The sequence below is a fragment of the Desemzia sp. FAM 23990 genome, from assembly GCF_045528485.1.
Lineage (GTDB): Bacteria > Bacillota > Bacilli > Lactobacillales > Carnobacteriaceae > Desemzia.
Genome location: NZ_JBGQQW010000017.1, coordinates 24487 through 38323 on the forward strand (window position 1 = coordinate 24487; position 13837 = coordinate 38323).

Below are 13837 nucleotides of genomic sequence, written 5' to 3' on the forward strand. Positions count from 1 at the left end.
AAAAGGAAAAGTGCAAAGCTTGTATGTGGCTTCGCACCTTTCACATGTCCTATTTTTATGGTTGGATTTCTTCAGTACTTGCTTCTTTTCCTTGTTGCACTTCAATAATCAGAGTTGATTTGACAGGGTTATGGTTTTCATCTATTGAGAAGGTTCCAGTGACTCCGTCAAAATCAGCGATACTTTCTAATGCAGCAGTCACAGCTTCTGGAGTAGCTTCCCCACCATCTTCTAGTGCTTGAGCTACTAGGTATACCGCATCATAGGCTAAAGCAGAGAAAGCGTCTGGAGCCGTATCGTATTCGGCTGTATAGTTGTCAATGAAAGTTTGCACTTGTTCATCTTCATTTTCTAATGAGAAATGAGCTGAATAGTAAACATCTGTCACGTTTTCTATGCCAGCCAAGTCCAGTAAAGCTTGGTTGCTGAAGCCGTCTCCACCCAGAATAGGTTGTTCGATACCCATTTCGCGAGCTTGTTTCAAGATCAGCCCAGCTTGTTCATAATAGGCTGGCAAATAGATGACATCAAAATCTTGATTTTGGATTTTCGTTAAGATCGCACTAAAATCTGTATCATCTTGTGTAAAGTATTCTTCAGCAACGATATCGCCTTTATAGGTATCCTTAAAAGCATTCGTCAAACCTACTGCATAATCACTTGAACTATCTCCAATGATCACTGCTTTCTTGGATTGCAATTGTTCTGTTGCAAAGTTGGCTAATGCCACACCTTGGAATGAGTCTTGGAAAGACGTACGGAAAACAAAAGGCTGCACATCTCCTGATTCTGTCACCGTCAAGTTATCCGCTGTTCCCGAAGGTGTAATTAATGGGACCTCAGCTCTGGTGATAGGTTGAGTGGCTGCTTGAACGGCTCCTGATGTAGCCGGTCCTACAATAGCTACTACTCCATCTTCTGTAGCCAGTCTTGTTGCAATACTGGTTGCTTCCGTATTATCTGATTTAGTATCGTATTCAACTATTTCAAGTTGTTTGCCTAAAACACCGCCAGCTTCATTGATTTCTTTAACAGCTAACTTTACACCGTTCGATTCCGCTGAACCATAAGCAGAAACTGGACCTGTTTTTTCAAACATTGCTCCTAATTTAATGGTATCCCCATCCGCAGTGCTGCCCCCAGCACCACAAGCTGTTGCAAATACAGACAAAGCTGCAAGTCCTAACAATAATTTCTTTTTCATTTATGAAACTCCCCCGTTTTATCCGTATTTCTACTAGTTTTCAATCTATTCAGAATTTATTAGAAACATTAAAATCAAATAAGAAAACTGTTGATGCTCCTTAGTATAGAATATTCAGAATATTTAATCAATAGTTTTTTTAGGATAACGAAAGATATTTTCCAGCTACACAAAAGAATGCGCTTTACTAACTTTTTTGGAGAAATTCCAGCACTGTAACGGAAAATATTTACTATTCAATTCGTCTGGTCTGTTGATTATTTAGGATATTCAAAAAGCAGCTGACACCATTTTCTGGGTCAACCGCTTTCAGATTTAATTATGGTCTATGGCAGGGATCAATTGTGAAATATCAGAATGAGGATCATTCCTATTGGCAAAGTAATTTTCATTCACTCGATAAGTGATTCATTGTTTTTGGAAGTTTGTGTTCTGATTGAACAGTTTTTACGATAGGGGAACTATGGTGAGCAGCTGTTAAACTGTTTTCATGATTATTTAGACGTTATTCCGTTAATTGAAATTCTGGTATCCCTTCTACATCGACTTGGAAAAAGTCTCCTTCTTGTTGCTCGATATGTCCTGTTTGATACGGCTTTCCGGCTACTGTCAGATACACTTCCGTTACGTCGTAATAATTTCCAATGGTATTTACTAAACTTTCTACAATTAACTGTTCGACTAAAGACCCAGCATTCATTTCATCCATCAATTCTTGTGAAAAATCTACATAAACTCTGCCATCATCGTTCAAATATAGTGTATTGATGTCAACATTTTCAGATAACACAGGTGTTAACCCTTCTGGAATTTCTTTGTAAGCAGATTCTATTGCATCTTTCGTACTATCATTGGTATTCATTTGAACAGTTTTATTGACGTATTCGACTTGCTCTGATTCAAAGTTAGGGTAATAAAAGCGAATTGTTTGTTCAAAAGGAGTTTCCGTAATGGATTGAATTTCAGTAATGACTTCATTTCCTTCATCATCTGTAAAGACACTTTTTACTAAGCCAATTTCAGGTGCATAATAGTCCACGACTACAGCTGATTCATTATCCCATTCAGTCGTCACTTCCAACGTTTCATATTCAGCCAGCTCTGTAGTCACAGGTACTTCAAGTCCAGTGATTGTTTTAGTGCGTCCATCTGGTATTTCCCAGCTGGCTCCTACTTGAAATGGACTTTGCAACAGTATTTCGATAGGCTCATTGGATTTTTCCAATGCATTTTCGCGATAATAAACTTCTCCTTTATGATAAAGAACAACAAGTTGATCCTCTTGTAAAGCAATTACCTCCGCAACTTCAGTTCCTCCATTATTGCGAGAAAATTGTTTTCGGTTTTCAGTCGAGTAAACAGTAGATTCAGAAAAACCCGCATACTCAATTCCTTCACCTGTGTATTCATAATGAAGATTATCGGTATTTGGAAAAAAGTCTTTTGTCGTATAAATAGATTCTGTTGGCTCCTGTGTGCTGGATTCAGATACACTGCTTTCTTCCGCTTCGGAAGAAGAACTTTGTGAGCTTTCGTTAGTACTCGACTCCTCTGGGTCTCCTGATTGACTCCCACAAGCTGTTACGCCTAATACTGCTGCTACTAGAAATGTCATACGGATTTTTTGGAATCGTTCCATAAAAACTCCTCCTTTTTGTACTCCTCTTCTTACATAATATTATACTTGAACTGTATACGCACAGCACCTAAAGACTACTGTTTTGAGTAAATAATTCATTGCGGTATTCGTCGAAAAAGTCTTTCTTGATTAGAAGGAATCGTTCAAAATCATTGAGTAATTGAAATAATATCGCTCTTTTTTCAAATTCTTCTCTCGTTTGCGGCAAATCGCTTTCTCTAAAGTAACGTGTCAGCTCATCGATCTCTTCCAATAGGTTGATTCCAGGATTGTACTCATGCAATGTTTCAGCCGTTAAATAATACATTCCAGCCAGTATTTTACTTTGCAGCAGAGGAATAGAGATTTGTTTCAAATTGTGCTGCATCTGTTCTAATATCCTAGCTTGTGTTTTGCGCATCTCAAAATAGCGGATACTGTAATACGATTGATTGATGAAGCGATTATCTGCTTCATTGTGAGCTAATAGGATCCCTTCTTCCAATAATTGATCCAATGTTCTCAATTCAGTATCTGAAATATCTGTTTGGATTCCGTTTTGTAAACAGCCATCAATTTGATATAAGATCTTTTGCATTTGTTCTTCTACTTTATTTCGAATATCAGTGATTTTATCTGCTTTAGAAGGCATGTATAAATTGACCAATAAGGCCATTCCAGCACCGATCAACATCAATAGTAATTCATTTAGTAATAAACCTGACGACGTGCTTTCAGCAATCAATAAATGAGTAACCAATACTGAACAAGGAGCAATCCCAGATTGGACGTTTAATTTGTAAGCGCTGGGGACGTAAAGAAGCAAATACAATCCAAAAACCAGCGTTGAAAAACCAAATAATTGGAAGAGCACTGTAGCTATTCCTAAGGCTAATAGAGTGGATATGACTCTTTGAACAGCAATTTCAAATGAAGTTTTCCGTGTGTCCAGCACACTTAATATGGCAATAATTCCAGCAGATATACTAGAATCCAATTGAAGAAAATCGGCTATAAAAATTGCGACTACGGTTGAAAGAGCTATTTTTAATGTACGTAAACAAAGGGACACTGCAGTCACTTCCTTTTCTACAGGGTAAAGATAACTAACTTGAGAAAATATCGTTGTCTATAAGTTCATTTTCATTATACCAGATGATTCATTTAATGAGCAGTATGCAAACACAGTATGGTAGTTGAGCACTTTATTAGTACCATATCTCACCGTTTAAAAGCACAGTATGGTAGTTGAGCACCTTATTAGTACCCTTTCTCACTGTTTAAAAGCACAGTATGGTAGTTGAGCACCTTATTAGTACCCTTTCTCACTGTTTGCAAAAAAATGTTCATCATCACTCAGCGGTGCTCAATGATGTTAAGACTCCGTTACTTCATCATTTCATCATCCAGCATAGCTCTTTGATGATGCAAGTAATCCTCCATATTCCTAAATAAATTTCTACAAGGTTCAAAATTAAAAGACGGTTAATTTTTATTTGTCAATTTCAAAAAGTTGGCAAACCACAAAAAAGGCAGCCGCTTATGGATCAAGCAACTGCCTCTTTTGTAATCATCTTCTATTCTACTGTTTTTAAAGCTTCCAGCATATCTACATTTTTTAATTTGACATGCATGAAGAGCATAACGATGGTAGAAAATAAAATCGTTAATAACGCGGAATAAATATAACTGGATACCGCAATGACCGGACTGAACATCATAATATCTAATTCAGCTGTATTCAATACAAACCCATGCAATAACAATCCCAACAATAATCCGACTGCTGTTCCCATCAACGTTAAGAGGAAGTTTTCACGGTACACATACATGGTCACTTCTTTATCATAAAAACCAAGGACTTTGATCGTGGACAATTCACGAATGCGTTCAGATACATTGATATTCGTCAAATTATACAATACGACAAATGCCAGTAAAGCAGCCGAGACAACTAAAACAATCGTTACAATAACTAAGCTTTCCAAGGTATCTTTGAAAGCTTCGCTAATAAAACTGGTAAAGGTTACCCCAACGACCGCATCTAATTGTGTCAGTTGTTGGCCAAATTCATCTTCCCAATTTTGCGACTCATCAAAACTCAATAAATGAGTGTTGGCTTCAGGAATTTCTCCTACCGCTGACTCATAGTAAGCTGGTGAAAGATAAACAAAATGCTGCAAGTAATTTTCAGTAATCTGTTCGACTGTGACACTGATTTCCTGATTGTCTGCATCTTCCAATGTCAACGTGTCTCCTATTTGCAAGTCAAACAACTCAGCAAGCTTTTCACTGACAACAGCTCCATCATCTGACAAAACGTAATGTTCATCTGAAGTACGATTTGTCAGTGTAACAAATGCATCTAAGTTCTCCGTTGTTTCTGGGACAAAAATCGTCACATCTTGAGGATTGACGCCTTCTTCTGCGGCAGTGTAAATTTCTTGATACACTTTCAATCCTGATTCTAATTCAGAAGTATTTTCAATCAATTGGGCGTATTCTTCTTTTTCAAAGTCCGTTGCATCCGTATTCAAGGCCACAATCGAATCGTATTGGTTGATTTTTCCATATTGTAGAGTACCAACATCTGAAATCGAATCCGATAATCCAAATCCAGTTAACAACAAGGCTGTACATCCAGAAATACCAGCAACTGTCATCAACATTCTGCGCTTGTAGCGGAAAATATTCCGAGCGGTAATTTTTTGTGTAAAAGTAAATCTATTCCAAATAAATGGAATGCGTTCTAACAAGATTCTTTTTCCAACTTTTGGCGCTTTAGGACGCATCAAATTGGCGGCATTACTTTTTAGAGAAACACGAACGGCTATTAAAGCTGTTAAGCCGGTACATAGGAAAGCGATGATCAAGGAAACGATAACGTCTTCCCAGTAATAGCCGATTTGAACAGACGTCAAATTGTACAAAGATCCGTACGCATTGATAATCACCGTCGGGAACAAATGGAAGCCAACAAGTAAACCAATCACCGCACCTGTCAAACTAGCTAGTGAGGCGTAAACGAGGAATTTCTTTGAGATATCCCAGTTGGTATACCCTAAAGCTTTTAACGTTCCAATTTGTGTGCGTTGTTCATCTACCATTCTAGTCATCGTAGTCAATGAAACAAGCGCTGCGATAAGGAAGAAAAATACTGGGAATATTTGTGCAATGGAAGCGATCCGTTCTGCATTATCATTAAACTCTGCATATCCTGGATTTGTATTCCGATCCAACACATAATATTCAGGCAGCGTAACATCTTCCAATTCTGTTTTGGCTTTATCTAGTTCTCTTTGCCCTTTAGCTAGTTCAGCCTCAGCATCTTCGATTTCAGCTTCAGCATCTCTTTTTTCTGTTTGAAATTCTGCAACTGCATCTTCGTATTCAGCTTCGCCTTGTTCTAGCTCGGCTTGAGCTTCTTGCAATTCCATTTCGCCGTTTTCTTTTTGTTGATCCAATTCATTTTGAGCTTCTTCCAAAGCAGCTCTGCCTTCAGCGATTTGACTTTCTGCTGCCTCAAGTTGCGCTCGTTGTTGATCAATCTGTTGCTGTCCTGCAGTTAACTCGGCTTGATAATTGTCTAACTGCTCACGAATTAAAAGTAGTCTGGATTCTGTCGTATTCAATGCTTCAAGTGCATTTACAGGCGGAACCACACCATCGTAGTAATTGGTCATCATTTCTCCCAACTCTACTTCCATAGCATTCAGTTGTTCCGTTACTTGTACTTGTCGATCTAAAGGCACATTCATACCTGGTATCTGAATCACGGTGCGAGCCGTTTCGATCCACGCTTGAATACCAGCAGCGTTCTCATCAGCTTCATCCGTTGGCAAACCAGCTTCTACTTCTTCAATAGTTGAAAGAACTGTTTGAGCAGGAACTGTACCTGCCAAATAACCACTCACTAATCCGCTTATCTCTGGACTAATGGCTTGAGCCCCACTTACCAAGGTATTCTGTTCATCAGAGGGAATCGTTTCACTAGGAATCGTAACTGTAACTGTTTCACGAGCATTTTGAAGAACTGCCGTACCATTCGCTATCTGTGTTTCGCCAGATGCTCTTTCTTGTTCCAGAGCAGCTTTTGAATTGTCTAGTTCTTCTTGCGCTGCCTCCAATTCTGCTTTTCCATTCACAATTTCGATACGTGAATTTTCTAATTCTTGAGTCTTTTGATCGATCGTTGCTTGACCATTGGCAATTTCGGTTTCAAATGTCGCTACACCGTCATTGTATTCTTGCCATCCTTGATCTAGTTCAGCACGGGCATTAGCCAGCTGGGTTTCGGCATCTGCTAAAGCTTGCTGACCTTCTTCAATTTCAGTACGTCCATCATCGATTTCAGCTTGTCCTTTATCTATCTCGTCTTGAATGCGTTTTTGAATCTCTTTTCTTCGCTCTTCAGGACGATTGCTTAATGCAGCTTCAATAGCGGATTGTTTTTTTTCAACTTCCGTCTCATAATTATCGGAATAAGATTGAAGAGCTTCAGCACTTGAAAAAGTTAAATAAGCTTCTGTGTAAACCTCCAGATTGAAATCATCTTGAGGAATAAAAGCAAACCCATCAAGAGTCCCTGATCCAATAGAAGTGTTCCCTCTAGCGTTATTTTCAATAAATTGAGGGGAATGGGCAAATCCAACAACTTCATACGTTACACCAGTAAAAGAATCTTCTAAGTTGATTGAATCATCATCTGTTTTAAACGTTATCGTATCACCAATCGAATACTCTTCTGTATACGCGCTTTTCGCATCCAGAACTATTTCACCTGAATTTTCAGGAAGTCTGCCATCAACTAAGACAGGCTGATTGATATCTGGTTGGTCAGCATTCGAAGTACTCACAATTTTTGTGACCAAATCTGTCCCTTCCAGTATCACGTCTTGCGTATAAACAGCTTCAACAGAAGCCCCTTCGATATCTTTCAATAACTCAATATCGTCTTCTGTCAGTCCGTACGTTGAAAGGACTTTTACATCCATTAAATTATTTTCTTTATAATAAGTATCAGCGGTGTCTATCATATCGGGGCTGGTAGCCTTAATTCCTGAGTAAAAAGCCACGCCAAGCAAAATAATCAAAAAAATCGATAAAAATCGCATTTTTGATTTCGCTATTTCACGAAAAATATCTTTCCATAATGTTTTTTTCTTCAAAGTCTCACCTCTACCATTCTATCTCTGCTACAGATTTAGGATTAGGATTCAGTGTAACTTTGCGTACTTTGGCATTATTGATTTCGATGGTACGATCTGCAATCGGTGTGATCGCTTGATTATGAGTAATCACAATAACGGTCGTACCATAGTTTTCACAAGTGTCTTTCAACAACTTCAATACTTGTTTCCCTGTTTCATAATCTAAAGCACCAGTAGGTTCATCACAAAGCAATAACTTCGGCTGTTTAGCCAGAGCTCTTGCGATCGCTACACGTTGTTGTTCTCCACCAGATAATTGTGCTGGGAAATTGTTCATTCGATGACCCAATCCCACTTCTTGAAGTACTTTTTCAGGATCCAATGCATCGACAGAAATTTCAGAAGCCAATTCCACGTTTTCTTTTGCCGTTAAATTAGGCACTAAGTTATAGGATTGGAAGACAAAACCTATTGATTCACGGCGATAGCGAATCAACTGTTTGTCGTTAAAATCGGAAATGTCTATTCCATCAATTTCAACCAAACCTTCATCAGCCGTATCCATTCCACCTAAAATATTCAATACCGTTGTTTTTCCAGCACCACTTGGTCCTACGATGACTGCGAACTCACCTTCTTCAATCTCAAAGGTAACTCCATCATTCGCAGCAACAATCGTTTCTCCCATTTTATAGCGTTTGTACTCATCTTTTATTTTAACAAAAGCCATTTTCTCCACACTTTCTAACTAATTTGTTTTTTCAGTTTTTACTATTTAATATAGATACCCGTACAGTTTAACAAAAAAAAGCATTTAAAGAATAGTTAGACCTTCATATTTATAAAGGCTTAACTATTCTCTTTGTTTGATAGAAGCATTATTTTTTTGTATTCATTTTACTATGTTTATAACCATACACCATGTAAATAACGATCCCAATTATCAACCAAACTAGGAAAGACACCCAAACGGTCCACGACAACTGTACCATTAAATAAATACAAACCAGAATAGACAGTATTGGCAATGCCGGAACTAGTGGGACTCGAAACTCCCCTTTTTCAGGTTGTCCATGTTCTTTTCTTAATTTGATGATTCCCGCAGCCATGATCACAAATACCATCAACGTTACAATATTTGTCAATTCAGCCAATTTCCCTAGAGGAACAACTCCCGATAAAACAGCTGTAATGACACCAGCAACCATGGTCGCTTTTTTAGGCGTATGGTTTTTCTCGTCTATTTCACTTAAAAATTCAGGCAGCAATCCATCTCTGCTAATCGCGAATATCAATCTGCCTAGTCCATACATCATAGAAATAAGAACCGTCAGTAGCGTTAAGATGGCTCCCACAGAAATCATTCCAGCCACAAAATCCTGTCCGATAAAACGCATGGCAAATGATACAGGATCACGAACATCCAGATTCGCAAATGGCACGACACCCGTCAATACCAAGGTTACTAAAATATATAAAACTGTTGCAATTCCTAAAGAACCAATAATTCCTCGAGGCATACTTTTTTGTGGATCTTTTGTTTCTTCTGCAGCCGTACTGACAGCATCAAATCCCAGAAAAGCAAAAAATACAATGGCTGCTCCTTCAATAATACCATCTAAACCAAAAGGTGCAAACGGTGTCCAATTTTCCGGTTTAACATAAAACACACCAACCACTAAAAATAATGCAATCAATCCAAATTTCACATACACCATCATACTGTTCAAACGAAGAGCTTTTTTAGCTCCTTGCATAACTAAATAGCTGACGATAAGCGTTACTAAAACAGCGATCAAATCAATATAAGTACCATTTGCTGCATTGTAAGAAGCTCGCAAAGCAGAAGGCAGCCCAATACCTAGACCTGTTAAAAATCCATTCAAATACCCGGACCACCCTGAAGCTACAGAAGCACACGCCAATAAATATTGACACAGCATCAACCAACCGACAAGCCAGCCGACAATTTCACCAAAAATAGCGTACCCATAAGAATAGGCTCCTCCAGATACCGGCATTCTTGAAGCAAATTCAGCAAAACACAATGCGCTTAGTGCACAAGAAAAAGCTGCAATAATGAACGAAATAATTAAAGCCGGTCCTGCAGTTACCGCACTAGCTGTTCCGGTGATGACAAAAATCCCCGTCCCAACAATGGCTCCTAAACCTAATAAAATCAGATCCATCGTTTTTAATTCTTTAGGCAATCCTGATTGCCTTTCTTTCCCTATTGTTACAGGGAGCTTTCTAAAATAGCTCATCTTCATCCGTCCACTCTCTATTAAATTCTTGATTAAATCATTACACTACATATTAACAATAAGTGAGCTTAAATAAAATCTTTCCTCCTGTTTTCTCATACTTTCTTTAGGGAATTTCATCTATTTTCACAGATAAAAGCGGATTATGGACTAATTTAGGTGAACAGGGCTTAAATGTGCTAAAATAAAACTACTAAAAAAGACTAGCAACTAGTAATTAAGGAGTTAAACAAATGGATGCAACTGTAATTGTAGTCGGTGGAGGAACAAGTGGTATGATGGCTGCTATCTCTGCTGCTGAAAATGGCGTTAAAGTCATATTGGTCGAAAAAAACAAAACATTAGGAAGAAAACTGTTAGTAACTGGAAATGGACGTTGCAATGTTACCAATAACCGCGATAAAGAAGAAATTATCGCACACATTCCTGGTAACGGACGTTTCTTGTATAGTGCATTTGCACAATACGATAATTATGACATTATGGATTTTTTCCGCTCTAACGGTGTAGCCTTAAAAGAAGAAGATCATGGCCGTATGTTTCCAACTACGGATAAAGCTAGAACGATTTTAGAGACATTGATTAAAATCATGGATCGCTTAAATATCCAAGTGTATACCGATGCTCCTGTGGAAACAGTCTTATATGAAGACAATAAAGTAAAAGGTGTCTTGTTGAAAGATGGACGGACGTTAACGGCCTCATCAGTCGTTTTATCAGTCGGTGGAAAAGCGATGCCTCGAACAGGTTCAACCGGAGATGGTTACAAATGGGCTAAAAAAGCTGGGCATACGATAAAAGAATTGTATCCGACAGAGTCACCCGTGACTTCTGCTGAACCGTTTATCCAAGACCGCACTTTACAAGGTCTTTCTTTACGAGACATAAATTTAAGTGTTCTCAATAAAAAAGGGAAAAACGTTGTCTCACATCAAATGGATATGATTTTTACCCACTTTGGTGTTTCTGGTCCAGCTGTATTGCGCTGCTCCATGTTTGTTCACCAAACATTGAAACGAGACAAAACAGAATCGGTGACAATGACGATCGATTCAGTGCCGCAAACTACCGCTCATGAATTAAAACAACACTTGCAAAAATTGATTAAAACTGACGGAGACAAAGCAGTTAAAAATGCCTTAAAAGGCTTTGTTCCTGAACGTTTCTTGTTATTTGGATTAGGACGACTGAATGTTGAAGAAAATACACCTTTAAAACAACTAACGGTTCAACAGCTGGACCTTTTTGTGGAATTTTTAAAAGATTTTCGTTTCCAAGTCAATGGTTCGCTGCCTATTGAAAAAGCTTTTGTTACAGGCGGAGGCGTGAATACAAAAGAAGTGAACCCTAAAACCATGGAGAGCAAATTAACCCAAGGACTTTATTTCAGCGGCGAATTTCTAGATTACAACGGATACACTGGAGGGTACAACATCACAGGTGCATTTATAACCGGAAGAATAGCCGGAAAACACGCCGCACAGGATGCGGAGAGGCCACGGGAGCAATGACGCAAAAATAGGAAATTATGATTGGGGCGTTTCTCAGTCCCAAATATAATTTATCTTTTTTGCAAAATTGCTAGGCCTCGCAGCTCTACTATCAGGATGCGTAAGTCGCTGGTTTGACTTGAAGGGAAAATCTATTCTCTTTTTAGAGGATGCTTTTTATCCTCAAAAAAGAGAATGATTTTTCCCGAAAGTCAAGCGACCGAAGCTCAACTACAGGATGCGTAGGTCGCTTGGGAGACACGACAAGAAAATAGGAAAATCAAATAAGGACGCTTTTTTTCCTCAATTGATTTTATCTTTTTCTCGAGTGTCTACCGACCGTAGCTCTACTAGAACAGGGTACGTAGTGCCTGGTTTAACTCCGATATACAACTTTAAAACACTATCTGAAAATAACTCTTCATTTGAAAGGATTTTGTCACTATGAAAAAACGTATTGCGATCGACATGGACCAAGTATTGGCTGACATGGAAGTGAGTTTTATAGAATTGTACAAGAAAGAATATCAAGTAACGTTTGAGTCTACAGAAGATTACATTGCTCAGCACCCTGATTTTGATATTGTAAATGTCATTAAAGAACTTTATCCTCTCATCAATACGTATGATTTTTTCAGAAAAATTCCTGTAATGAAAGATGCTCAAAAAGTTTTACGCGAGTTGAATGAACATTACGACCTATACATCGCAACAGCTGCTATGGATGTTCCTAATACATTCAAAGCAAAATATGAATGGTTATTAGAACACTTTGATTTTCTAAATCCCCAACACTTTGTTTTTTGTGGAGAAAAAAGCATTATTCATGCTGATTACCTGATTGACGATTCTATTCGTCAATTGGATCGTTTTTCTGGTACTGGGCTGTTGTACACCAACTCTCTCAATCAAGACCCTTGCTCCTATGAACGAGTATACAACTGGATGGATATCAGGGATTATTTTATGGACGATCAAAAAATCGCTTCTTTACCTAGCTCATCACAGCAATAATATCTGAATCGGACGGGAGATTTTTCCCGTCTTTTTTTACATTTCGTCCAACGGAGGTGTCTTCTTGAAAAAACTACTCATTGGTTTACTTTGTTTCTTCTTTCTGTTTTTGCTGGTAATGCTTCATGGTTATCGTGAGAATCGTACTCTAGAAGTTGAACAGCTCTTCATTGAATTACCTGAACTTCCGAAAGAACTCGATCAGTTAAAGATCGTTCACCTATCAGATATCCATTTTCCGAGAAGTCGGATCGATCCTGCTGTGTTGATTGCAGAAACGAAAAAAGCTGAGCCTGATTTGATTTTCTTAACGGGTGATTTGATGGATCGATCGGCAGATATAGCCACTACTCCGTTAGCCGAATTAGTAGCTGAGTTGTCTCAAATAGCCCCTACTTACTCGGTGTCTGGAAACCACGAAACTTCAAGCGGCCAATTGGAAGAATGGAATGAGGTTATGGTCCAAAATGGCGTCGTTCTGCTGGAAAATGAAACAAACGTAGTTACTGTTCACGAAGAATCTTTAGCCATCGTTGGTTTGAAAGATGGAGAAATGATGTCAGAGCTACCAATGACGCACGACACTACCAGATTACCCACTTTAGTATTGGCACACCATCCAGAATATTTTGAATCCTATCTAACCGATAATCCAGCTATACAACCGGATATTATTTTTAGCGGTCATGCTCACGGAGGGCAAATTCGTTTGCCGATCATAGGTCCCTTATTTGCTCCAGGACAAGGTTTCTTTCCCACATACACATCAGGGATTTACCCTGCTTCTCAAAATCCTGACCAAAAATTAGTTGTCAGCCGTGGAATTGGGAATAGTCTCTTCCCCTTACGCATCAATAATAAACCCCATTTCATTATTGTCACTCTTACAAACGAATAGTCCAGCAAACTTTAGATTTGTTTCATATTTCCCTCCAAATCTAAAGGTTTGTTTAACATTCTCTCTTGGCTATTTCTTTATTGCTTTTCGTAGTGTACGCTTACATTAAGATTTACATATAAAATACTTCTATTCGGAAAGGATAATGACGATGCACCCTATCTACAGTCTTTATTGGTCTTCTTTTCAAGCGGTTTTT

The 13837-nt window shown here is 38.4% G+C and carries 9 protein-coding genes; 3 read left to right on the top strand and 6 right to left on the bottom strand.

What is annotated here, in order from left to right:
* Positions 1-55 precede the first annotated feature (55 nt).
* From ACEN4I_RS07965 to ACEN4I_RS07990, 6 genes are all read right to left on the bottom strand, one after another.
* On the bottom strand, positions 56-1204 hold the full coding sequence (locus ACEN4I_RS07965) for an ABC transporter substrate-binding protein (protein WP_407096491.1): 1149 nt from the start codon (positions 1202-1204) through the stop codon (positions 56-58).
* A gap of 505 nt (positions 1205-1709) precedes the next feature.
* Positions 1710-2843 (bottom strand): GerMN domain-containing protein, encoded by a 1134-nt coding sequence (locus ACEN4I_RS07970; RefSeq protein ID WP_407096493.1) that lies wholly within the window; start codon positions 2841-2843, stop codon positions 1710-1712.
* A 67-nt stretch (positions 2844-2910) separates the two neighbouring features.
* Complete coding sequence (locus ACEN4I_RS07975; protein ID WP_407096494.1) at positions 2911-3894, bottom strand: aromatic acid exporter family protein; 984 nt, start codon at positions 3892-3894, stop codon at positions 2911-2913.
* A gap of 505 nt (positions 3895-4399) precedes the next feature.
* The gene (locus ACEN4I_RS07980) at positions 4400-7990 is read right to left on the bottom strand and encodes an FtsX-like permease family protein (protein ID WP_407102696.1); all 3591 of its coding nucleotides are present in this window, start codon (positions 7988-7990) and stop codon (positions 4400-4402) included.
* 10 nt (positions 7991-8000) lie between these two features.
* A complete protein-coding gene (locus ACEN4I_RS07985) occupies positions 8001-8702 on the bottom strand; it encodes an ABC transporter ATP-binding protein (protein ID WP_407096496.1) in 702 nt (233 codons plus the stop codon).
* A gap of 148 nt (positions 8703-8850) precedes the next feature.
* Positions 8851-10236 carry an APC family permease gene (locus tag ACEN4I_RS07990; RefSeq protein ID WP_407102710.1) on the bottom strand — a complete coding sequence of 462 codons (1386 nt, stop codon included), beginning with the start codon at positions 10234-10236 and terminating at the stop codon, positions 8851-8853.
* A 233-nt stretch (positions 10237-10469) separates the two neighbouring features.
* On the opposite strand from ACEN4I_RS07990, the gene ACEN4I_RS07995 reads away from it, so the two are divergent.
* The 3 genes from ACEN4I_RS07995 (at position 10470) to ACEN4I_RS08005 (ending at position 13638) form a co-directional block, all read left to right on the top strand.
* A complete protein-coding gene (locus ACEN4I_RS07995; protein WP_407102697.1) occupies positions 10470-11747 on the top strand; it encodes an NAD(P)/FAD-dependent oxidoreductase in 1278 nt (425 codons plus the stop codon).
* A gap of 423 nt (positions 11748-12170) precedes the next feature.
* Positions 12171-12740, top strand: a complete 570-nt coding sequence (locus ACEN4I_RS08000; protein ID WP_407096499.1) for a 5' nucleotidase, NT5C type — start codon at positions 12171-12173, stop codon at positions 12738-12740.
* Positions 12741-12804: 64 nt separating this feature from the next.
* Positions 12805-13638, top strand: coding sequence for a metallophosphoesterase (locus tag ACEN4I_RS08005; RefSeq protein ID WP_407096500.1), 834 nt, complete (start codon positions 12805-12807; stop codon positions 13636-13638).
* The last annotated feature ends 199 nt before the right edge of the window (positions 13639-13837 follow it).

Coding starts and splice junctions, on each gene's coding strand:
- ACEN4I_RS07985 (WP_407096496.1), bottom strand. CDS start 8,702: ATGGCTTTTGTTAAAATAAAAGATGAGTACAAACGCTATAAAATGGGA.
- ACEN4I_RS08000 (WP_407096499.1), top strand. CDS start 12,171: ATGAAAAAACGTATTGCGATCGACATGGACCAAGTATTGGCTGACATG.
- ACEN4I_RS07990 (WP_407102710.1), bottom strand. CDS start 10,236: ATGAGCTATTTTAGAAAGCTCCCTGTAACAATAGGGAAAGAAAGGCAA.
- ACEN4I_RS07970 (WP_407096493.1), bottom strand. CDS start 2,843: ATGGAACGATTCCAAAAAATCCGTATGACATTTCTAGTAGCAGCAGTA.
- ACEN4I_RS07965 (WP_407096491.1), bottom strand. CDS start 1,204: ATGAAAAAGAAATTATTGTTAGGACTTGCAGCTTTGTCTGTATTTGCA.
- ACEN4I_RS07995 (WP_407102697.1), top strand. CDS start 10,470: ATGGATGCAACTGTAATTGTAGTCGGTGGAGGAACAAGTGGTATGATG.